General features: G+C 66.7%; 18 protein-coding genes and 1 riboswitch. Of the genes, 7 read left to right on the forward strand and 11 right to left on the reverse strand.

Features of this window, described 5'->3' with window-relative positions; genetic code table 11:
- Positions 1-23 precede the first annotated feature (23 nt).
- The 5 genes from AB9O74_RS04035 to AB9O74_RS04055 form a co-directional block, all read right to left on the reverse strand.
- A complete protein-coding gene (locus tag AB9O74_RS04035) occupies positions 24-3,152 on the reverse strand; it encodes an efflux RND transporter permease subunit (protein WP_369348527.1) in 3,129 nt (1,042 codons plus the stop codon).
- On the reverse strand, positions 3,149-4,315 hold the full coding sequence (locus AB9O74_RS04040; protein ID WP_369348528.1) for an efflux RND transporter periplasmic adaptor subunit: 1,167 nt from the start codon (positions 4,313-4,315) through the stop codon (positions 3,149-3,151). The genes AB9O74_RS04035 and AB9O74_RS04040 overlap by 4 nt, the downstream gene beginning before the upstream one ends.
- A gap of 306 nt (positions 4,316-4,621) precedes the next feature.
- Positions 4,622-4,894, reverse strand: a complete 273-nt coding sequence (locus tag AB9O74_RS04045) for a hypothetical protein (protein WP_369348529.1) — start codon at positions 4,892-4,894, stop codon at positions 4,622-4,624.
- Between the two features lie 786 nt (positions 4,895-5,680).
- Entirely contained in the window at positions 5,681-5,860 is a 180-nt protein-coding gene (locus AB9O74_RS04050; RefSeq protein ID WP_369348530.1) for a hypothetical protein, read from the reverse strand.
- 646 nt (positions 5,861-6,506) lie between these two features.
- Positions 6,507-6,881, reverse strand: a complete 375-nt coding sequence (locus AB9O74_RS04055) for a glycine zipper 2TM domain-containing protein (RefSeq protein WP_176988680.1) — start codon at positions 6,879-6,881, stop codon at positions 6,507-6,509.
- 196 nt (positions 6,882-7,077) lie between these two features.
- Between AB9O74_RS04055 and AB9O74_RS04060 the strand changes: the two genes are divergently transcribed.
- From AB9O74_RS04060 to AB9O74_RS04075, 4 genes are all read left to right on the forward strand, one after another.
- Positions 7,078-7,485 carry an H-NS family nucleoid-associated regulatory protein gene (locus AB9O74_RS04060; RefSeq protein ID WP_369348531.1) on the forward strand — a complete coding sequence of 136 codons (408 nt, stop codon included), beginning with the start codon at positions 7,078-7,080 and terminating at the stop codon, positions 7,483-7,485.
- Between the two features lie 11 nt (positions 7,486-7,496).
- Positions 7,497-7,853, forward strand: coding sequence for a VOC family protein (locus tag AB9O74_RS04065; RefSeq protein WP_179458704.1), 357 nt, complete (start codon positions 7,497-7,499; stop codon positions 7,851-7,853).
- Positions 7,854-7,917: 64 nt separating this feature from the next.
- Positions 7,918-8,832, forward strand: a complete 915-nt coding sequence (locus AB9O74_RS04070) for a hypothetical protein (protein ID WP_369348532.1) — start codon at positions 7,918-7,920, stop codon at positions 8,830-8,832.
- Positions 8,833-9,015: 183 nt separating this feature from the next.
- Entirely contained in the window at positions 9,016-11,070 is a 2,055-nt protein-coding gene (locus AB9O74_RS04075) for a TonB-dependent receptor (protein ID WP_369348533.1), read from the forward strand.
- 48 nt (positions 11,071-11,118) lie between these two features.
- Here the strand turns inward: AB9O74_RS04075 and pnuC are convergent, their stop codons facing one another.
- The 5 genes from pnuC to AB9O74_RS04100 form a co-directional block, all read right to left on the reverse strand.
- Complete coding sequence (gene pnuC / locus AB9O74_RS04080) at positions 11,119-11,715, reverse strand: nicotinamide riboside transporter PnuC (protein ID WP_369348534.1); 597 nt, start codon at positions 11,713-11,715, stop codon at positions 11,119-11,121.
- Positions 11,712-13,877 (reverse strand): TonB-dependent siderophore receptor, encoded by a 2,166-nt coding sequence (locus AB9O74_RS04085; RefSeq protein WP_369348535.1) that lies wholly within the window; start codon positions 13,875-13,877, stop codon positions 11,712-11,714. The genes pnuC and AB9O74_RS04085 overlap by 4 nt, the downstream gene beginning before the upstream one ends.
- A gap of 67 nt (positions 13,878-13,944) precedes the next feature.
- Positions 13,945-14,040: riboswitch (TPP riboswitch) on the reverse strand.
- A gap of 39 nt (positions 14,041-14,079) precedes the next feature.
- Positions 14,080-15,216 (reverse strand): phosphotransferase enzyme family protein, encoded by a 1,137-nt coding sequence (locus AB9O74_RS04090; RefSeq protein WP_369348536.1) that lies wholly within the window; start codon positions 15,214-15,216, stop codon positions 14,080-14,082.
- A gap of 101 nt (positions 15,217-15,317) precedes the next feature.
- Positions 15,318-17,516 (reverse strand): hypothetical protein, encoded by a 2,199-nt coding sequence (locus tag AB9O74_RS04095; protein ID WP_369348537.1) that lies wholly within the window; start codon positions 17,514-17,516, stop codon positions 15,318-15,320.
- A gap of 72 nt (positions 17,517-17,588) precedes the next feature.
- Positions 17,589-17,978, reverse strand: a complete 390-nt coding sequence (locus AB9O74_RS04100) for a RidA family protein (protein WP_176988673.1) — start codon at positions 17,976-17,978, stop codon at positions 17,589-17,591.
- Between the two features lie 139 nt (positions 17,979-18,117).
- Between AB9O74_RS04100 and AB9O74_RS04105 the strand changes: the two genes are divergently transcribed.
- Positions 18,118-19,035, forward strand: coding sequence for a LysR family transcriptional regulator (locus AB9O74_RS04105; protein WP_369348538.1), 918 nt, complete (start codon positions 18,118-18,120; stop codon positions 19,033-19,035).
- Between the two features lie 29 nt (positions 19,036-19,064).
- Here AB9O74_RS04105 and AB9O74_RS04110 read toward each other — a convergent pair whose 3' ends face one another.
- Positions 19,065-19,442 carry a hypothetical protein gene (locus AB9O74_RS04110; RefSeq protein ID WP_369348539.1) on the reverse strand — a complete coding sequence of 126 codons (378 nt, stop codon included), beginning with the start codon at positions 19,440-19,442 and terminating at the stop codon, positions 19,065-19,067.
- 184 nt (positions 19,443-19,626) lie between these two features.
- On the opposite strand from AB9O74_RS04110, the gene AB9O74_RS04115 reads away from it, so the two are divergent.
- Together AB9O74_RS04115 and AB9O74_RS04120 are read left to right on the forward strand one after the other, a co-directional pair.
- Complete coding sequence (locus AB9O74_RS04115) at positions 19,627-20,763, forward strand: sensor histidine kinase (protein WP_369348540.1); 1,137 nt, start codon at positions 19,627-19,629, stop codon at positions 20,761-20,763.
- Positions 20,760-21,536 carry a LytR/AlgR family response regulator transcription factor gene (locus AB9O74_RS04120; protein WP_369348541.1) on the forward strand — a complete coding sequence of 259 codons (777 nt, stop codon included), beginning with the start codon at positions 20,760-20,762 and terminating at the stop codon, positions 21,534-21,536. Before AB9O74_RS04115 ends, AB9O74_RS04120 begins: the two co-directional genes overlap by 4 nt.
- Positions 21,537-21,539 lie beyond the last annotated feature (3 nt).

The raw sequence follows: 21,539 nt of genomic DNA on the forward strand, positions 1-21,539 counted from the left end.
TGGCTGGCGCCGCGCTTGCGCCTCTAGAAGCGGGACGAAATGCGGCGGATCACCACATAGAACACCGGCGTCAGGAACAGGCCGAACACGGTCACCCCCAACATGCCGGCAAAGACCGCCACGCCCATCGCCTGGCGCATCTCGGCGCCCGCACCGGTCGCCAGTACCAGCGGCACCACACCGGCGATGAAGGCCAGCGACGTCATCACGATGGGACGCAGCCGCAGGCGGCACGCTTCCACCACCGCATCCACGGTGGCCCATCCCTCCGCCTCGAGCGTCCGGGCGAACTCGACGATGAGAATCGCATTCTTCGCCGCCAGCCCGACCAGGACGATCAGGCCGATCTGCACGAACACGTTGTTGTCGCCCCCCATCAGCCAGACCCCGCCGATCGCGCTGAGCAGACACATCGGCACGATCAGCAGCACCGACAACGGCAGCAACCAGCTGTTGTACTGCGCGGCAAGGATCAGGTAGGCGAGCAGCACGCACAGCGGGAAGATGTACAGCGCCGCGTCGCCGGCCAGCTTCTGCTGGTAGGTCAGCTCGGTCCACTCAAAACTCACGCCCTCGGGCAGCACTTCCTTGGCCAGGCGCTCCATCACCGCCACGACCTGCCCCGAGCTGACCCCGGGTGGCGCGCCGCCGGAGATGTCGGCCGAGGGATAGCCGTTGTAGTGGATGACACGGTCCGGACCCGAGCTCGGCGTGACCGTCACGAATGACGACAGCGGCATCATCTGACCGGCGGCATTGCGCACCTGCAGTTGGCCGATCGCCTCGGCCTGCATGCGGTGTTCCGCGTCCCCCTGGGCGGTGACCTTGTAGGTGCGACCGAAGCGGTTGAAGTCGTTGATGTACAGCGAGCCCAGGTAGACCTGCAGGGACTCGAAGACATCCGCCAAGGGCACGCCCTGGCTCTTGGCCTTGGTCCGGTCGATCACCACGTCCAGCTGCGGCGCGTTGACATCCAGGCTGGTCATCAACCCGGCAACCTGGCCGGATTCGGTGGCCTTCATCATCAGGATCTGGGTCTGCTGGACCAGGGCGTCCAGCCCCACTCCGCCGCGATCCTCGATCTGCATCTTGAAGCCGCCGGTGGCGCCCAGCCCGGGGACGGGCGGTGGCGGGAATACACCAAGGAAGCCATCCTGGATGCCGGCAAACTTCGCCTGCAGGCGTCCTGCGATCGCCGTCGCCGCGAGATCAGGCGACGTACGGTCCTTGAACGGATCGAGCATGACGAACATGACCGCTGCGTTGGGCACGTTGACGAAGCCATTGATGGACAGCCCCGGGAAGGCGACCACGCTCTCGACGCCCGGCTCGGCAAGTGCGAGCTTCGACATCTGCTTGACGACGTCGTCGGTGCGGTCCAACGAGGCCGAGTTGGGCAACTGGGCGATGCCCACCAGGTAATACTTGTCCTGCATCGGCACGAAACCGGGCGGCACCACCTTGAAGCCGAACAAGGTCAGCGCGAGCAATCCACCGTAAACAAACAGCGCTACCCCACTGACCCGCACGAGTTTGCGCACGCCATTGCCATACGCGTCCGGTGCGCGCTCGAAGGGACGGCTGAGCCGCTGGAACACCCGCCCGGCACGGCCACGCAGGCTGCGCGGATCGCGTGGAGGTGCGATCGTGCGCGGTCGCAGCAGCATCCCGGCCAGCGCCGGGCTGAGCGTGAGCGAGTTGACCGCGGACAGAATCGTGGAGATCGCGATGGTCAGGGCGAACTGCCGATAGAACTCGCCCTGCAGGCCGGTCAGGAAGGCCGTGGGAATGAATACCGCAGCCAGCACCGAGGTGATGGCGATGATCGGCCCGGTCACCTCGCGCATGGCACGCCGCGCCGCCTCCAGCGGCTCCTCGCCGTCCTCGATATGCCGTTCGACGTTCTCCACCACCACGATCGCATCATCGACGACGATGCCGATGGAGAGCACCAGGCCGAACAGGGACAGCGTGTTGAGCGAGAACCCCATCAGATGCATCACGGCGAAGGTGCCGATCAGGGAGACCGGAACGGCCAGCAGCGGGATCAGCGAGGCCCGCCAGTTGCGCAGGAACAACACCACCACGATGACCACCAGGATGATCGCTTCCAGCAGCGTGGTCGCGACCGATTCCAGCGAGGCCCTCACGAAGACCGTCGGGTCATACGCGATGCGCGACGAGAGGCCTTCCGGGAAGTTCTTCTCCAGCCTGCCCATGGTCTCGCGCACGGCGGCCGACACATCGAGTGCATTCGCGCCCGGGCTCTGGATGATCTGCAGGGCCACCGCCGGCTCACCATCGAGCAGGCTGCGCAGCGCATAGGCATCGGCACCCATCTCGATCCGTGCCACGTCGCGCAGGCGGGTGACCTGGCCGTCATCGCCGGTGCGGATGATGATGTCGCCGAACTGTTCTTCGTCGGTCAGGCGGCCCAGCGTGTTCACCGTCACCTGGAAGGCAGCGGTGGAATCCGGCGCCTGCCCGACCGAACCGGCGGCGACCTGCACATTCTGCTCGCGCACCGCGGCAATGACATCGCCGGCAGTCAAGCCGCGGGCGGCGATGAGGCTGGGATCCAGCCAGAGCCGCATGCTGTACTCGCCCGCTCCCCAGACCAGCACATCGCTGATGCCGGGAATGCGGGACAGCTCGTCGCGCACCTGCAGATAGGCATAGTTGGAGATGTAGAGCGGGTCGTACCGCTTGTCCGGCGACAGCAGGTGGACCACCATCAGGATGTCGGGAGACGTCTTCTGGGTCACCACGCCCTGGCGCTGCACTTCGGCAGGCAGGCGCGGCAACGCACGCGAGACCCGGTTCTGCACCTGGACCTGTGCCATGTCCGGATTGGTCCCGTCGGCAAAGGTGACGGTGAGGATCATCCGGCCGTCGGTCGCGGACTGCGAAGACATGTACATCATGCCTTCGACACCGGTGATGGCCTGCTCCAGGGGGGCTGCCACCGTCTCGGCGATCACCTTGGGATTGGCACCCGGATAGGACGCCGTGACCTGGACAGTAGGCGGCGTCACCGCCGGATACTCGCTCAGCGGCAACTGGAAGAAGGCGACGATGCCGGCGATCACCATCAGCACCGACAGCACGATGGCGAAGATCGGCCGATCAATGAAGAAACGCGGGAAATTCACTGCGCCACTCCTTTCTTCGCCGGCGCCTTGAGCGGCGTACCGTCAATGGCACTCGCCTGCGGCGTCACCTTCATGCCGGGGCGCACCAGGCCCTTGACGACGATGCGATCGCCGCGCTGCAGGCCCTGCTCGATGACCCGCAGCCCATCCACTACCGGGCCGAGTTCGACCGGGCGGTATTCGGTCGTATCCCCCTTCCCCACCACCAGCACGTACCGGTGGCCCTGATCGGTGCTGATCGACTGATCCGACACCAGTACCCGGTCCTTCGACGGACCCGCCTCCAGTCTTACCTTGGCGAACAGGCCGGGGGTGAGCTGGCCATCGGGGTTGTCGATCACCGCGCGCACGCGCACCGTCCCCGTCCCGCGATCGGCCGCGTTGGAGAGGAAGTCGAGTCGCCCCTCGCGGCTGTAGTCCTTGTCGGTGACCAGCGCCACCGCGACCTTGGCGGCTGCCGGACCGGCCGCGGCGTCCTGCGTCCGGCCCGCGGCCAGTGAGCGCAGATAGGTGCGCTCGTCCACGTCGAAATAGACGTGGAGCGGGTTGATCGACACGATCGTGGTGAGCGGCGTCACCCCGGCGGCAACGAAGTTGCCTTCGGTGACCAGGACCTGCCCCACCCGACCACTGATCGGGGAGGTGACGTGGGTGAAGCCCAGGTCCAGTTGCGCGGCATCCAGCGCCGCCTTGGCCGCGTCCACCTGTGCCTTGCCGGCATTCAACGCCGCCGTGGCCGAGTCCAGCCGGTTGCGGGCCACGATCTTCTGGGCGAACAGCTGCTCGGCGCGTGCGTGGTCGGCCTGGGCGAGCGCCGAGACCGCTTGCGCTTCGCGCAGACGCGCGGCAGCCGCATCGCGTGCGGCCTGGAACGGTCGCGGGTCGATGTGGAAGAGCGCCTTGCCCTTCTCCACGAAGCTTCCCTCCGGCACGCTGACCTGCTGGATGTAACCGGCAACGCGCGGGCGCAGTTCCACCTGCTTGACCGCCGTCAGCGAGCCGGTGAATTCTGCGAAGGGCGTTACCGGGCGGACGATGACCTCGGCGACCGGCACACCGGGCGGCTGGGTGGAGCCCGCGCCGGGCGCGGTCTCCCTGCATCCAGCGAGGGCGAGTGCGGCGCCGATCGCCAGGGTCATCAAGGTGGTGCGCGTGAGTGTCATCGTTGTGCCTTTCGCGACTGCGGTTGGTTGTCTGGATTGCTGAACCGGAACGGCTCCGGCGACCGTTGTCCGGCATGCCACGCTGGGAAGGTCAAGCGGTTTCTGTGTGCGCAACCTGCTGCGCGGATGGCCACGCCAAACCGCAGGCATGGCGATGCCGCCTGGGCTGCGCTTAGGCAGGCCGGGCACGGGGGGCAGTCGTCAGGGTGTCGGGGCGTGGAGCAGCAGTCCTGCCCGGATCAGTCCGGCCATGGGCGCGGGTACAGGCCAAAGCAAGCGTGGCGGCAGCGCCGCCGCTACGGGGTGCTAGCCCCAGGGCCGACCGTACATGTCCTGCCCGGTGAGTTCATTGACCTCACGCAGAAGCGCTTCGGTGGCGGCGTAGGTGGTGCTGGCGTCCATTCGTCGGCTCGCCATGTCCATGCACTCGGAGCGGAGCGTTGCGGTCAGTTCGAAAAGCGCAGACAGCACGGCCTGGTTGTCAGGCATATCACGCAAAGCCGCCTTGCCAACGGCATACGCCTGCGCATGGTCGCCGGACTGGACGTGCGTTCTTATGCGATGCGATGCGTCACTCACAACCGACTCCGTGATACCCAGCATACGATAGCCCACCCACTGTCTCGCCCAGCGCAGCGCCCAGCCTGGTCTTCTTGGAGCAGATCTACGTCGGGTCCCATGCTGCGAGCTTCATCAACCGAATAATTCTCCGCTGATGTGCTGCGTGATCGATTGGATGTGAGGCGCATCCCAGTTCCCATGGCACCTTCCAGAATTCAGTGGCGACAGACGAATTCCTACTCTATGGTCCTTGTGCGGCATCCGTATCGCATTGAGGACTTGCCGCCAATGACGAGGAAAGTGATGCGATGAGTACGTCGGCAAAGCAGTTCCGTATCGCAGTACTGTGCACAGCTCTGGCACTGGGTACGGCTTGGGCTCAACCGTTGCCAGCGGAATCCAACGGCGGACTTGAGGAGGTAACTCTGGTCGCGGGTGTCCAGAACGGTCTGCGACACGCACTGGGCACACACTATGCCCGGTTTTCCGTCAACTTCGAACAGATGGCCAATCCCGTCCGACTGAAAGACGGGGGAATCCTGATCGACGGATGGAAAATGGGTCGCCCAACACGCATGCCGCTGCCTTCGTGTACTACGCAGATGGCCGTGTTCATGCTGCCTACTATGATGAAGCTCTAGGGCACGTTTTTTACTCTGATGCCTCGGATGGAAAGCCGCATCCCGCGCTACGTGTTTGGGCGGCACGATTCTCCTCGCAAGCAGGGATCAAGCGCCCGCCTGAGCACTCGCATGAGGCTCTTCCCGGCGTCGATATGCATTCGGATATGCCCAGCAACGAGGATCAAGCGGCACTCAGGTCCGTTGCAGCGTCGATCTGGAGTTCCTCGCAGGCCGCCAACTGGAACATGAATGTCGACGTTGGTGACATTCTGGGGACCGTTACCAAGGAAATAATCGACTGTTCAGCAGCCTTCGGTTTGGTGCCCAAGCCGGTTGGATGGATTCCCGGATGGTCGTACATCGCAAAGTCCGCAGGGCAAGTTCTTGCATATATTCTCGGGGTATCCGCACACAATACCTACAGGACATGCGTCGTGACAGCCTCACTCAGTTGGCGTACCGCGATCGAAATAGCATCCGCAGAACTCTGATTGCGCCGCCGATTCCAAGGGAAACGAACCATGGACTTCATTGGTCACATCTTCAGCGCGCTACTCGACTCGCTTGGCCAGGCTGGCAGCCGAAGGGCCTGGATATGCCTGGCCGTTTGCGTCCTCGTGATTGTTGTCTCGTGCGCGTGGATGCTGTCAGGGAAGCAAGGCTAACCAGGATGAAGTGCCGGATCGTGAGGAGGGCGTAGCGTGATCCATGAGAGACATCTGCATCCGGACGCCCAAGCATCGGCTGGCTTCATAACCGTCACGGCAGGGTCTGCAGACGCCACCCTTCTGCGTCCCTGTCGAGGCTCCACCCCTCGCTGAGCTCCAGCGTCCAGCCCGGCCCCGTCCATCTGGAGGCCTCGCTTTCCACAGGGTCGCCGCTGACGCTGAGCAGCGCCCAGTCCTTGGACAGCAGCGCGCCGGATTCCGCCGTCAGCTCCCCACTCATCCCGAACCGTCAGGGGAAGCAAGCGCAGCCCTGGCACTTGCCACGGGCTGCGCCCACCGTCAGCGCCAGCCGCGGTTGTGGTGGCGACGGTCCTGGTTCCAGCGGCGCTGGTCATGACGGCGGTCGTGGCGGCTGCTGCGCTCGTAACGGTGGTCGCGGTCATAGCGGCGATCACGGTCGTAGCGATAGTCACGGTCGCGGCGATCCTTGGTGGTCACGTTGCCAATCGCACCGCCCGCCACTGCGCCACCTGCGGTCATCAGCGGATCGCCGTTGGACAACACGTGCCCGGCGACGCCACCCACCACGGCACCCACCAGCGTGTTCTTGTCCTTGCGCGACATCGCATCGGCGTTGCCTGCGGCGGTCACGCCGGCGGTCAGGGCCAACGCGAGGGCCAGGCCACGGAAGCTGAAAGCGGTCGAGGTAAGCATCGTTGGATCCTTTGAGTGGAACGGTGTTGAATCGAATCTGGTGGCCGAAGATTGCCGGAACATTGCGCACCCGCAGATGAACCTCCCCCTGTTCAGTTTGGCGAAAGTACAGCTTTCCCCTCGCGGCGATCTGCGATGGCTTCACGCCGGCATTTGCTATCGTGCCCTCCGTCAGTCCCACCTACCCTGGAATCCCATGCCCCGAACGCCCTCCACTGCCCGCTCCGCATCCAAGATCAACGCCAGCCTGGCAGCGGCGGTCGCGCGATCGGGCATGGATGAGCAGGCACTGCTGAAGGCCGCCACCCGGGAGGCCTACGAGCGCGTCACCCTGCTGCTGAGCACCAGCTTCGCTGACTTCACTCCGGAGCAGCAGCGCCGGATCCAGGCACTGGTCGGAACCGAAGGCGCGGCCAGGCGTGAGAAGCCCGCCAAGGCCGCCAAAGAAGATCTGCCACCGCGTTTCTGGTTGCCGCACAGCGGCGCCACCTGGTCGGGCCGCGGCCGGGTGCCCAATGCCTTCCTGTCCTGGGAAGGCACCGTGGCGCATACCGAATGGAAGAAAACCCACCCGGATCAGCGTTTCCCTGCCTATCCGGGCTGAGGCGATCATTGATGCAGCAGACCGTCATCCCCCAGCTGCGCATGACCGATGCCACGGTCAGCGTGCCCTTCTACCAGCGCCTGGGGTTTGCAATCGACTGGGAACACCGGTTCGCCCCGGACATGCCGCTGTTCGTGCAGATCAGCCGTGAGGGCCAATCGTTGTTCCTGAGCGAGCATGCCGGCGACTGCGAGCCTGGCGGCGCCGTCTATTTCCACGTCCCGGACGTGGATGCACTGCACGCTGCGTTTGTCGCGGCCGGAGCGCCGGTGTTCCGGCCGCCGGCGGACGTGCCCTGGGGCGGGCGCGAGATGATGGTGATCGATCCGGACCACAACCGGCTGCGGTTTGCGACGCAGGGCGACTGATCGAAGCGACTATGATGGTCGCCATTGAACGAAGCAGTGGTTGCAGATGAGTCGCGGAATCAAGATGCGCAAGGCGGTGGGCACGCACGGCACCCTGCACCGGGTGGGCGACCTGCAGAAGCGCCATGACGCGCAGCAGACCCTGCCGACCCTGTTGTGCGATGGCTGCAACGTGCCGGTGCGGTTCGTGCCCGAGCACAGCAGGCCCGGCGTGGATCGTGCCCCGCCCCTTTTGGTCCCCGCCTACATCGCGCTGCAGAAAGGCAGCGAGCATCTTGCCGGCTGCCGCTACAACGCCCCCGGACACCTGCAGGCCCTCCTTGCCAGCGGAGCCGATCCCGAGTTCCTGCCCGCCGTGGACGATGGCAAGCATGAGCTTCGCCTGTTGATCCTCCAGCAGGCCCTGAAACGCGGCAGCGCCGGGCCGACGGCTGTCCCGGCGGCGGATCCGCAAATCGAGGGCTGTCTGCGCACCCTCGCCGACCTGCTCACGCTGCGCGCCATGGACGAGAGCGACGCCTTGCTCGCTGCACACCTCACCCTGCGGCTGGGCAAGAAGAAGGTCGACTGGGCCAATTTCTTTTACGCACTGGACCGCTACGACGAGGCGTGGGAGCGCCTTGGCGCGTCCTCCAGCGAGCTGCCGATGGCCTTGCTTGGCACGGTGCGGTCGCACCGATCACCGCAGCCGGGTGAGCCCCATGGCGTCACCTACCTCAACTGCGCGCCGAAGTATCAGCAGACGGGTGTAGCGGACCGTCGTGATTTCTTCGAGGTCAGCGTCGGCCACGCCGACGCCGCGTGGCTGCGCTCCTATCCGCTGGGCGCGGAGATCGTGATGTTCGGGCTGTGGCGCCAGGGCAGGAGCAGCACCGCGTCCCGGCCGCACCCGACCGACCCGCGCCGGACGATCACCAGCGTCACCCACAAACTTGCCCTGCGGCCGAGTTTCAGGCGTCAGCTGACCCTGGTCGAATAAGGCGGTCGACAAACGGCCACCCGCCCCCGCGCGACAGCTGCGCTACGGGAGGCCGCGCCGTGTATCACTACATTTCAAATGCGAATGGTTCGTGATACGATTGTTAAGATTTCTTGAAACCCCCACACGGACGTCCCCAGCCATCGCCAGCGGGCTCCCATAGCCACGGAGTATTTTTTCGCGATGTCGCACCCCTCCCCCTCTTCCCGCCGTTCCGCCGCCACGCTGGCGGTTGCCATTGGCCTGGTACTGACCGCCCAGGCGCATGCCGACGCTTCCGCGGACGCCGCCGCCTCGCCCCGCCAGATGGACACCGTCGTGGTCACCGCCACCGGCGCCCAGCAGTGGATCAAGGACGCCCCGGCCAGTATCAGCGTGATCACCCGCGAGGAGATCGAACGCAAGCCGGTCAGCAGCATCGGCCAGCTGCTGAGCACGGTTCCCGGCGTGACCGGTGGCTATGCGCTGTCCGGCGCGCAGTCCAAGATCCGCCTGCGCGGCCTGCCCGAGCAGTACACGCTGATCCTCATCGACGGCCGCCGCCAGGGCAATTCCTCCGGCGTGAATTACCGCGATGACCTGGGCCCGCAGGATCTGAACTGGCTCTCGCCGGACATGATCGAGCGCATCGAAGTGGTGCGCGGGCCGATGTCCTCGCTGTACGGTTCCGACGCCATGGGCGGCGTGATCAACATCATCACCCGCAAGATCGCCGACGAATGGGGTGGCTCGGTCACCTACAACTACAGCAAGCCCGATTCCTCCACGCGCGGCAATACGCTGCAGATGGGCGGGCTGTTCAGTGGCCCGCTGACCCGGAACCTGGGCCTGCGCGTGGGTGCCAACGTGACCGACCGCGAATCGGATCGCGGCGAGTACCAGACGCCGGGCAACAAGGCCGAGAACGCCAACGCGCTGCTCAACTGGCGCATCAATGACGACCACACCCTGGGCTTCGAGGCATCGCGCGGCGAACAGCGCAACAGCGGCGCCGGTGACGTCGGCGCCTGGGGCCTGTCCAAGCTGGTGCAGACCGGCTACGCGATCAAGCATGACGGCCGTTACGGCGATGCCGCCACCTCGAAGACCACGCTGGTCCAGAACGATTACGAAGACAAGGGCAGCTCGGTCGGCACGCATTCCAAGGAGACGGTGTTCGATACCGCATTCACCCGCAGCTTCCATTGGGGCTTCGAGCAGAGCCTGAACGTCGGTGGCCAGTGGAAGCGCGAGGAACTGGAGAACAGCGCCACCATCGGCACCGTGCCGGTGACCTGGACCGGCACCGGCCGGATCAGCCCGACCAGCGAAGCCGATTCCTGGGCGCTGTTCGCCGAAGACCACATCACGATGCACGAACGTTTCATCCTCACTGTCGGCCTGCGCTGGGACAACACCGACAACTACGACGACAACCTGAGCCCGCGCGTCTACGGCGTCTGGCATCCGTCCGATGCCTGGACTGTCCGCGGTGGCGTTTCGCAGGGCTTCCGCGCACCGACGCTGAAGCAGGGCACGGCCGGCGCGGCGACGCAGTCCGGTGGCCGCGGCTGCACCGCCCTCACCGTGGAGGGCTGGAACAGCCGCTCGGTCAGCGCCGATGGCACCACCGGCTGCTACATGGCCGGCAACCCGAACCTGGAACCGGAAACCAGCACCAACTACGAGATCGGCGTGGGCTTCGACAAGAATGGCTGGCTGGCCTCGGCCACCTACTTCCTGACCGACTTCGACGACAAGATCCAGCAGGTTCCGCTGCGTGACATCCCCGGCCAGACCACCAGCTTCGTCAATGGCTTCTGGTGGACCGTCGCGCAGAACGTGGAAAAGGCGCGTACCCGGGGCGTGGAAGCCAGCGTCACCGTGCCGCTGCATGAGCGCCTGACCTGGACCACCAATGCCACGCGCATGCTGGAATCGAAGAACCGCACCACCGGGTCCAACCTGCTGGTCGTGCCCAAGCTCACCGCCAATACCTCGCTGGACTGGCAGGTCAGCGACGACTGGTCGCTCAACCTGAGCGCCCAGCACATCGGCGAACAGCTGGTCTCCACCTCCAGTTCGACCTTCGCCAAGGCTTACACCACCTGCGACCTGGTGGCCGGGTTCGACGTCAACGAAAGCCTGACCCTGCGCGCCGGCGTGCTCAACCTCGGCGATGTCTCCACCATCGAAGAAGGCAACGACTACGACGGTGGCGCGCGGACGTTCTTCGTGGGTGCCACGGCGCGGTTCTGACCGCGCCGGGTCAAGAGCAGACCTGAGGTGACGAAGGGCGGCGCGGACTTAACCGCGCCGCCCTTCCGCGTTGTGGAACATGCTCTCGTTACGTGCGGCCGTCCACGCCCGCAGGCCCATCACCGCCAGGCCCACGAAGACCAGATACAGCGCCGCCGTGACATGCAGTGACTTGACCAGGTACATCCCGACGTACACCACATCGACCAGGATCCACAGCCACCATGCCGCCGTGTGCCGCCGCGCCTGCCACCACTGGGCGACCAGGCTCAGTGCGGCCAGCATCGCATCCAGCCACGGCAGCGCTGCATCGGTATAGAAGTGCATCGCCGCACCAAGCGCGATACCAAAGGCCACGCCGATGCCCAGGTCACGCCACAACGCCACCCGCGCCAGCGGCAGGATCGCAACCCTGCCATCGTCTTCGACCTGGCCGCGCCAGCGCACCCAGCCGTAGACCAGGAAGCCGCCGAACACGATCTGCAGCAGCGTGTCCGAATACAGCCTGGCCTCCACGAACACCAGCGCGTACAGCGCGACCGACACCAACCCGACCGGCCAGGCCAACGGCACCCGGCGCGTCATCAGCCACACCCCGAGCATGCTGACAGCGGCGGCCGACCATTCCAGGATCGCCGGGTTCATAGCGCGAAGGTCACCGACAACCGGGCCTGGCGCGGCGCGCCCGGGAACAGGTAGTAGTCACCCGAGCTGCTGCCGGTATCGCGCCAGTAGAAGCGGTTGAACAGGTTGTCCACCGAAAGGTTCCACGTCACCGGGTGCTCGCCCACCTGATGCTTGAAGCGCAGGCCGGCATCGAACACGCTGTAGGCCGGCGCGCTCACGCGGCCATCGGCCGTGGCCACGTTGGACGCGGCGTAGCGCCAGCCACCGGTCACCCCGAGTCCGGTCACGAACGGCAGCTGGTACTCCGCGTGCACCGTCGCGCGGGTCTTCGGTACGTTGATCAGCTGGTGGCCCTCGTAGTCCGGCGTGCCGGCATCGCGTGCGCGGGCGCGCAGGAAACTGGCGCTGGCGGTCAGCGACAGGCGCTCGCTGAGCTGCGCCTGCGCGGTGAGCTCCAGCCCGGTGTGGGTCTGCTGCCCTTCTTCGACGAAGGTGTAGCCCGCATCGCTGCCGTCCGGCTTGGCGTACTGGAACGGCTGCGAGGTGCGGAACAGTGCCGCGCCGAGGGTCAGCGCGTCGCCGGGGACGAACTTGACGCCCACTTCGACCTGGCGCGACAGCACCGCGGGCAGGAACGTGCCTTCGTTGGACGTCCAGAACGGGGCCTCCTGGCCGAGCGAGATGCCGCGCACGTAGCTGACGTAGGCGTTGACCTCATCGGTGGCCTTCCAGACCAGCGCGGTCTGCGGCAGGAAGCGCGACAGGCGGCTGTGGCGCTCGGGCGTGCCGCGCTTGTCGTAGGCCCGCTCGTCCAGGCGCACGAAACGGCCCCCGGCCAGCCACTGCCAATCGCCGAAGCTCATGCGGTCCAGCGCGAAGACCGCCGTCTGCGCGCTGTCCAGACGCCGCGCGGACGCACCCGGCATCAGCGGCGACGGCGCGAACTGCGGCACCTGTGCGTCGTGGATGTTTGCCGTGCCCACGTACTCGTTGACGTTGCGGCGCTTGTCCACGGTACGCTCGAAACGATCCGCGCCAATGCTCAGTGCGTGACTGACGGCACCCGTGTCGAACGCACCCCGCAGCTCGCCACGGAACTCCAGGTTGCGGCGGGTGTCGTCCGGACTGCGGTAATCGTAGATGTCGTAGTCGCCGTTGGGCGCGAAGTAGTTGCCCGGCACGCTGCCATCGGCGCATCCGGCGGCGTAGTAGCAGCCGTACGCAAAGGCGACGTTGTCGGCGATCACCGAGCGGCTGTAGCTGGCCGACACGCGCGACTGCCAGCGCGTGCTGAAATCGTAGGTGTGCAAGGCGGTCAGGTTGGTGCTGTCGATACCGACCGGCCGCTGCCAGGCCTGGTAACCCAGCAGGTGCTTGCGGTCCACGCCGCGCGGCAGCTCGGTGGCGCCCAGCAGCTGATAGCCCGAGGCCGAGCGCTGTGCGCTGGTCTGGTAGTTGGCATCCACTTCCAGCTTGCCGCGTTCGCCGATCAACCAGTCAGTGGCCAGCGAGTAGAAATTGCGGCGGCCATCGGCATGGTCGATGTAGGAATCGCTGTCTTCCCAGGCCGCATTGAAGCGCACGCCGAAACGCGGCGACAGCCAATGGCCGAGATCCACCGCGGTGTAGCGCGAGCCTTCCGAGTCGGTGCCGAGGGTGACGTTGCGGACCTCGGCCGGGCGCTTGCCCACGTAATTGATGATGCCGCCGGGCGCCATGACGCCCGCGGCGAGACCCGCCTCGCCCTTGAGGATCTCCACTGACTGGATGTTCTCCAATGCCAGGCGCTGCTCGCCGGTGATGGCCAGCCCGTTGAAGCGGTAGCCGGTGCCGGTATCCAGCGGGAAGCCGCGGATGGCGATGTTCTGGTAGTAGCCGACCGGGGCGTAGCTGTCGCCCAGCGAGGCATCGTTGCTGGCCAACTCGGACAGCGTACGGACCTGGCGGCTGTCCAGCAGGTCGCGGTCCAGCACGTTCACCGAGGCCGGGGTGCTCTTCCAGTCACCGGCGCCGAAGCTGCTGGTCTGCGTGGCGGTGGCCGCCGGCTGATGTGCCTGCACGCGCACGGCAGCCAGTTCGGTCGGCGAGCGCTCGGGCGCATCCGCGGGTTCGTTGGCATGGAGAGGCAGCGCGGCGCAGAGGGCGGCGGACAACAACGTGGGGCGGAAGCAGCGGTTCATTCGATTCGTCATCAGCGAGGGGAGACGAAGCGAAGGCGCGCACGCGCACCGACCCATCACGGCGGTATGCCTGCTGCTCAAAGCTCCCTACGCCGGTGCAAACCGGATCAGGTTCCAAGGGACTCTCTCAGCCTGGTTTCGCCAGGCACCCCCGCTTCTGCGACTATTTCACTACAAACCGTACGGATTTGCGAGCCTGCCCTCAGGCGGCGGCGTGCAGCGCCTTCAGCAGGCCCTGCCCTGCGGCGGTGCTGAACCAGTCAGCATGCCCCAGCAGGAAGGTGTGGTACGCCACGTCCGCATTGGCCGGCGAGTGGGTCACGCCCTCGAAGTACTCCACCTCCGAGAGCGCGAAATCCAGCTGCACGACCGGCAGCAGATCGGCCAGCAGGTGCACGCGCTCGGCCGACAGCGGCACGATCTCGCGATAGCCTGCGAGCAGCGCCAGTGCGATATCCACGCGCACGGCCTCCTCGCCGTGGTCCAGCGCCAGCCAAGCGATGGCATTGCGTTCGATGGCCGTGGCCAGGTCGAACAAGGCACTGGTCGGTGAGGCCAGGCCGACATCGAGCACGGTCGCGACCACGGACGTATCGCCGTGCGGGCGCCACAGCAGGTTGGAGACATGCCAGTCGTTGTGCGCCCACAGGCGCGGTTCGGCCTGCAGCCGTGCGGCCAGCCCGGCATGCCACGGCAGCACGGCACGCTGCAGGTCCGCCTGCCAGTCCTGCCGGGCCAGATAGGCCGCCAGGCCGGGGCGATCCGCGAGACCGGCCTGGACGGCGGCGACGGGATCGGCGGCACGGATCAGATCATCGCGCGCGACCAGCAGGTGCGTGCTGCGCTGGGGCCCGCGGTAGCTGGCCGACGCGCGATGCAGCGTCGCCAGCATCCGTCCCGCCTCGCGTGCCTGCGCGGAATCGGTCAGCAGCGTCCACGACGGCGCGTCGCGGTACAGGTCGTGGCCACGGCCCACGCTATGCAGCTCATAGGTCCACCCCTCGTGCTCGACCGCGCTTGCACCGTCGCGGTCACGCAGCACCTCGACCACGGGCACGCCTTGCACGGCCAGGTGCTGCAGGAACCGATGCTCCTCGTCCAGTCCCACGATCGTGCGGACGCTGCCGTGATGGCGCTTGACGAACACCCTGCCGCCCTGGCTTTCCACGATGGCGGCGGCGGACAGCGGCCGCGGGCTATGCCACAGCAGCTGGCACTCGCCCTCCAGCTGGGCGAAGCGCCCGCGCAGCCAGGCGATCTCGCGATCGGTGATGGCGGGCCAATCGGCCGCCACCTCATCGTTGTTGAGGCCTTGGACGCGGTGGGTGCTGTTGCTCATGGGATAACGGGTCGATGACGGCGAAAGGCACGCTGTCACCAGACAGTGGGCGCGGCGAGGATACCAAGCCGGGCCCGGCAAGGGGGAGCAACGGCCGTCGGTCAGGGCGTGCCGTTGCCCTGCTTCGCTGCGGCAGGCTTGGCCGGCAGCAACCGCGGCTGCTCCGCATACCAGTCGCGGGCCCCGGCGAGGTGCCACTTGCGCTGTTCGCCCTGCAGCTCGATGCCGGCCCCGAGCACGCCCCAACGCAGATAGAGATCGCCCCGGCGTTTGGCGTGACTCAGATCCAACCGCGCCTGCAGGGACAACCTCTCGTTCTCGGCCTTCAGGTCCTCCACGATCAGCTCGCCACTGCGCCAGCGCAGCTGGCCACTGGCCTGCACTTCGCCCGAGTCCAGCATGCCGAGCACCCAGCGCGGGTATTCACTGCGCTGGGCAAACACGCCGAGCAAGGGCCCGGCATCGCGCAGGCGCAGGTCGGCCAGCCCATCGACCTGGAACGGCGCGGCCGCATCGATGTGGCCGCTGCGGATCGCCACCTTGCCCCACCAGCGTCCATCACTCTTCTCATCCCCCACGTGGATGTTGCGCAGCTCCACCGTGGTGCCGCCGAGGTCGAACTGGCGGCTGTCGAAATCCGCTCGCTGCAGGCGCGCCTGCAGCTGCGCATCGCCGCGCATCGCGATGCCGGCCACGCTCAGGCGGGCGCCGGTCCCGCGCAGATCGGCCCTGCCCTTGCCGACCCGGCCGGACGCATCCAGCGACACATCCCCGCTGAGCAGTCCGGTGCCGCCGAGCAGGCGCACGTTGTCGTTGCCGAGGTACCGGTTGTAGGCCGTCAGGTCCGGCACGCGTGCATCGGTGAAGCGCAGCTGCGCGCGCATGCCGTCACTCAACTGCTTCAGGCGCGCATCGCCCTGCAAGGTGAGCGCGAGCTCGCGCCCATCGAACAACAGCGCTTTGGGCGCGTTGGTCGGCGCGGCCTGGAACCGCGGAATCTGCACCTTCAGCTCGGCCTGCGCCGGCGTGCCCTCGACAATCCGGCCCTGTGCCTGCGCATCGCCACGCATGCGGACGCCGGCCACTTCGGCCACGGCCGCCACCTGCGGAATATCCACCTTGCTGCCCGGTGCCAGCTCACCTTCGGCCAGCAGCACGTCGGCCTTCAGCAGACCACCGCCGTCCAGATGGAACCAGGGCTTTTTCACGAACAGGTCGCTGATCCAGTTCAGCGACTGGAACTGCCACGCGCCCTGCACCCTGCCGGACAGTCGCGGCAGCAGCTCGGCCGGCGCCTGGAACGGTATCTTCCGGCCGGTCACGCGGACATCGGCGTTGATCTCGCTGCCCGTCTCCGGGTCGCGCGGCAGCCGCGCCTGCACCCGCATGTCCTGCGCCACGTCCAGCTGCAGGGACAGCAGGCCACGGTCATCGGCGTGCACGCCGGCATGCAGCGGCAGCCGCCAGACCAGACGGCTGCCGGGTCGCAGCGCGCCGTCTTCCAGGGTCACATCCGCCTTCAGCCGCGCATTGGAGACCGCGCTGCCAACCTTGACGTGCGGGCCGCCGGTGTCGATGCGCAGGCCCTGGCTGCGGGCGTCGATCTGCAGCTGTGCCCAGGTGATGCCGAGTTTCTGCAGCCCCGGCGCGTCGTCACGGTAGTGGCGCGGGAAGTGGAAGCGCGCGGCGATATGCGCATCGTCCAGCACGTTGACCCCATCGAAGCTGACCTGGGCATCGTCGAAGCCTGCCGTGGAATCGAACAGCTCCGAAGGGCCGCCCTTGAGCTGCTTGAGGAAACCGACGGTGCCGTGGCCCTGGCCGACCACCAGCAGCTTGCCGAAACGGCCGCTGCGGATGGTGTCGCTGTGGATGGCATCGAAGCGCAGGGTCCAGCCGCGGTCGCCGCGCGGCGGTGGCGGGATGGCCTTGTCGACCCGCTCGACCTCGGCTTCCACCCCGGTCGCGTCAATGCGCGGAATGCGCACTTCCTTGCGGAACAGCGCCGGCAGGTCGATCCACGCACTGGCCCGATCGGCGCGGAACACATACTGCGTTCGGTTGGCCTGGCCACGCATGCGGATGTTCCAGACCACGGCCTGGCCCGGCATCAGGGTCAGCGCCGGCCCGGTCTGCATCGTGAATTTTTCAGGTTTGCGGTTGGTGACCGCATCGAACAGCGGCGTATTGAGGAATACGTTGCCTGCCAGCAGGTACAGCACGTAGAGCGCCAACAAGGAGAGCAACGCCACGCGCCACGGCCGGGGCCAGCGCTGGACGCGCTCGGGAATCAGGGGCATGTGGATCCGCAACAGGAAGCAGGATGACGGCCCACTATCGACAACGTGCGGCCGTCACCGCGTGAAGGCGTGCTACGGCAGCTTCGCAATCACCTTGATTTCCACGTCGAATCCGTACAGCCAGGTCACCCCGATCCCGGTCAGCGTCGGATACGGCGCCTCGCCCCAGTAGTCCGGCACGATGGCCCACACGCGCTCGAAGATCTGCTCGGGGTTGACCAGGAACACGGTGACATCGACCACGTCCTCGAACGTGCAGCCCGCCGCGCCGAGCACGGCGTTGAGGTTCTCGAACGCGCGCCGCACCTGCGCCTCGAGGTCGGGTTCGGGCGAGCCATCCTCGCGGCTGCCGACCTGACCGGACACGAACAGGAAGCCATTGGAGCGCACGGCCGGCGAATAGCGGTTGCGCTCGTACAGGGCCTGGCGGCCCGGTGGGAAAACGACATCACGTGTTGCCATGATCAACCTCTGCCCTGGGCCGACGAACGGCCCGTCACGAATGAAGCGCCACAGTAGACCGGCAGGGGCGCGGGATAAACGCGGCCTCCCCGCCAGGATTGTTTGTAGAATCCAAACAATCAGCCCCCGTGGAATGCAGATGGACCGGTTCGACGCAATGCAGGCCTTCGCCCGGGTGGTGGAAACCGGCAGCTTCACCAAGGCCGCCGACACGCTGCACATGAGCCGCACCACGGTCACGCAGCTGGTACAGCACCTGGAGGCCCGGCTGCGAGTGCGCCTGTTGAACCGCACCACCCGGCAGGTGAACGTCACCGCCGATGGCGCGGCCTACTACGCGCGGGTGATCCGGCTGCTGGCCGACATCGACGACGCTGAAACCAGCCTGTCCACAGCGGCGGCGGCGCCGCGCGGGCGCCTGCGGGTGGACGTGCCCGCCCCATTCGCGCGGCTGGTGCTGGTGCCCGCCCTGCCCGACTTCCTTGCCCGCTATCCGGAGATCCAGCTCGATCTGGGCGTCAGCGATCGCCACGTGGACCTGATCGACGAGAACGTGGACTGCGTGATCCGCGGCGGACAGATCACGGATCAATCGCTGGTCGCGCGCCATATCGGCGATCTGCAGGCCGCCATCCACGCCTCGCCCGCCTACCTGCAGCAGGCGGGCATCCCCGCGCATCCGCAGGACCTTGAGCAGGCCCCGCATCGCGTGGTCGGCTACCTGCGCTCGCGCAGTGGCACGGTGCTGCCCTACACCCTCCAGCGCGGCGACGAACAGGTCACGGTGAAGGGGCACCACCTGCTCGCGGTCGATGATGGCAATGCGTATCTCGCCGCGGGCGTGGCGGGCCTGGGCGCGCTGTGGCTTCCCGACTACATGGCCGCCCCGCATGTGGCCACCGGCGAGCTGGTCCGCCTGTTCCCGGAGTGGCGCATCGATGCGATGCCGCTGCACCTTGCGTTCCCCCCGAACCGGCATGTCAGCGCCAAGCTGCGCGTCTTCATCGACTGGATCGCGGCCTTGGTGGAGCAGCGCATGCCACGTGCGCGTCCGTAAGCGCGGGACGCACTGGCTGCACGCCACGGTTATCGGCTACGGGATGCACGCTGTGGCTCCAGCGCAACCGCGCGATCATCGGGTGTTTCCTTCAGCGGCGCGATGACCAGCGTATCGCCCCTGCATACATCCACATCCCGGTAGATCACGCGCCGGCCGTTGCGGAACGCCACGCGAAGGTCGAACCGGCAGCCTTCGTCGGCCAACCGGACCGTAGTGCCGACACCACCACCCGGCAGGGCATCGATCGACCGCGGAGTGAAGGCCTCGGTCCCGGCAGGCGCGACGTCCAGGGCCACGACACTGTCATGGGCCCGGTTGAGCAGGCCGAGGTAGCGTGCCTCCGCACCGTGCGCGTTACCGGCGAGCATCAGCGAAACGATCAGGAAGGGGCGGATCAAGGTCATGGCAGCGTCTCCAGGCGGGTGATGAACCCCTGCATCACGCGCCCGCGCGCCCTCGCCGCCAACCGATCCGGGACGAATCGTCGCCACGACCAGGCCAATCGTAATGGGCCGTCATGGCGCTTCCCGCCCTCACGCCGCCTGCCTAAGATGAGCTTCGCCAGAGATGCCTGGCCCGGAATCGACCATGTACATTCGCCTCGGCAGCACCCGGATCCGCCTGTCCCGCTACCTCGCCCTGTGGACGGCGGTGGCGGTGGTGTTCGCCCTGCAGACCTCGATCAACGCCGGCCTGCCGAACAGCCAACAACCCCTCTGGGATCTCCTGCGGTGGTCGCTGATCCAGTGGTACACCTGGGCGGCCCTGGCACCCATGGTGTTCCGCCTCGCCGAGCGCTTTCCGGTGCGCGGCAGCGGGCGCCTCCACGGGCTCGGCACGCAAGTGGTGGCCAGCTTCTGCATGACATTCATCGCCATGGTGGTGGGCGCGATCGTCTCCACTCTGTTCGAGCCCAGCGGTTTCTTCGAGCAGCTGGGCTACTTCCTGGAGCAGCACTTCGCCATCGGGCTGCTGACCTACTGGACCCTGTTCGCGATCCAGCAGGCCATCCATTTCCACGCCGAGAAAGCCCGCCGTGAACTGGAGGCGAGCCAGCTGGCCACCGAACTGGCGCAGTCGCGCCTGCTTTCGCTGAAATCCCAGCTGCAGCCGCACTTCCTGTTCAACACCCTGCACGCGATCATTACCCTGCTCGACGAGGACAAAGTCTCGGCCGAAGACATGCTGCTGCGCCTGAGCGAACTGCTGCGCGCGTTCCTGGAAGACTACGACGGCCAGGAAATCCGCCTGCGCCAGGAGCTCGACCTGATCGAGCTGTACCTGGGCATCCAGCGCACCCGCTTCAAGGATCGACTCACCACCCGCACGTATATCGCGCCGGACACGCTGGACTGCGCGGTGCCCAGCCTGATCCTGCAGCCGCTGGTGGAGAACGCGCTGCGCCATGGCATCGGCCAGCGCGTGGGCAGCGACACCCTCGAGATCGAGGCCCGCCGCGATGGCGATACGCTGTGCATCGAAGTCCGCAACCGCAACAGCACCCTCTCGGCCGAACCGGCCGCATCGGCCGGGCACGGCATCGGCATGTCCAACACACGCCTGCGCCTGAAGGAGCTGTACGGCGATGCCGCCGACGTCCGCCTGGACATGCTCTGGCCAGAAGGCGTGGCCTGCCGGATCCGCGTGCCGTTCCGTGAACTGGACAGTGCCGACGAGGCACCCGAATTCTTCCCGGGGACGTCGCCGGGGATCGCACCGGCATGAGCCTGACCGTGCTGGTGGTCGATGATGAGCCCATCGCACGGCACGCGATCGTGCGGTTGCTGCGCGATGATCCCGGGATCGAGATCGTCGGCGAATGCGGCGATGGCATCTCGGCGGTCGCCGCGATCCGCAGCCACTCACCGGACCTGGTGTTCCTGGACATCCAGATGCCTGCGATCAACGGCATGGACGTGGTGGCCACCATCGGTGCGGCGCGGATGCCGGCCACCGTATTCGTCACCGCGTACGAGCAGTACGCAGTGAAGGCCTTCGAGGCCAATGCCGTGGACTATCTGGTCAAGCCGTTCAGCCGCGAGCGCTTTGCCACCACGCTTGAGCGGGCCAAAGTCCGGGTGACGGCGTCAAGCGCGATGGGCACGCAGGCCTCGGCGCAGATCCTGCAGGCGCTGGATGCACTGCGTCAGCGGGACGACTACCTGCAGCGCATCCCGGTGCGCGTCGATGAGCATGTGGTGCTGGTGGCGGTGGAGGACATCGTCTGGATCAAGGCAGCACGCAACACGGTCGAGATCCACCTGGTCGACCGCATGCACGAACTGCGCGAGACCATGACCACCCTCGCCGCGCGGCTGGACCCGCGGCACTTCGCGCGCGTGCATCGCTCGGCGATCGTCAACGTGCGCCGGGTCAAGGCGATCCATCCGTGGTTCAACGGCCACCATGTGGTGACCATGGACACCGGCCAGCAGCTGCGCATGAGCCGGTATCAGAACGAGGCATTCCTCAAACTGGTCTCCACGCGCAGCGAATGACGG

This window comes from Stenotrophomonas sp. JAG2 (genome assembly GCF_041080745.1).
GTDB lineage: Bacteria > Pseudomonadota > Gammaproteobacteria > Xanthomonadales > Xanthomonadaceae > Stenotrophomonas > Stenotrophomonas maltophilia_AA.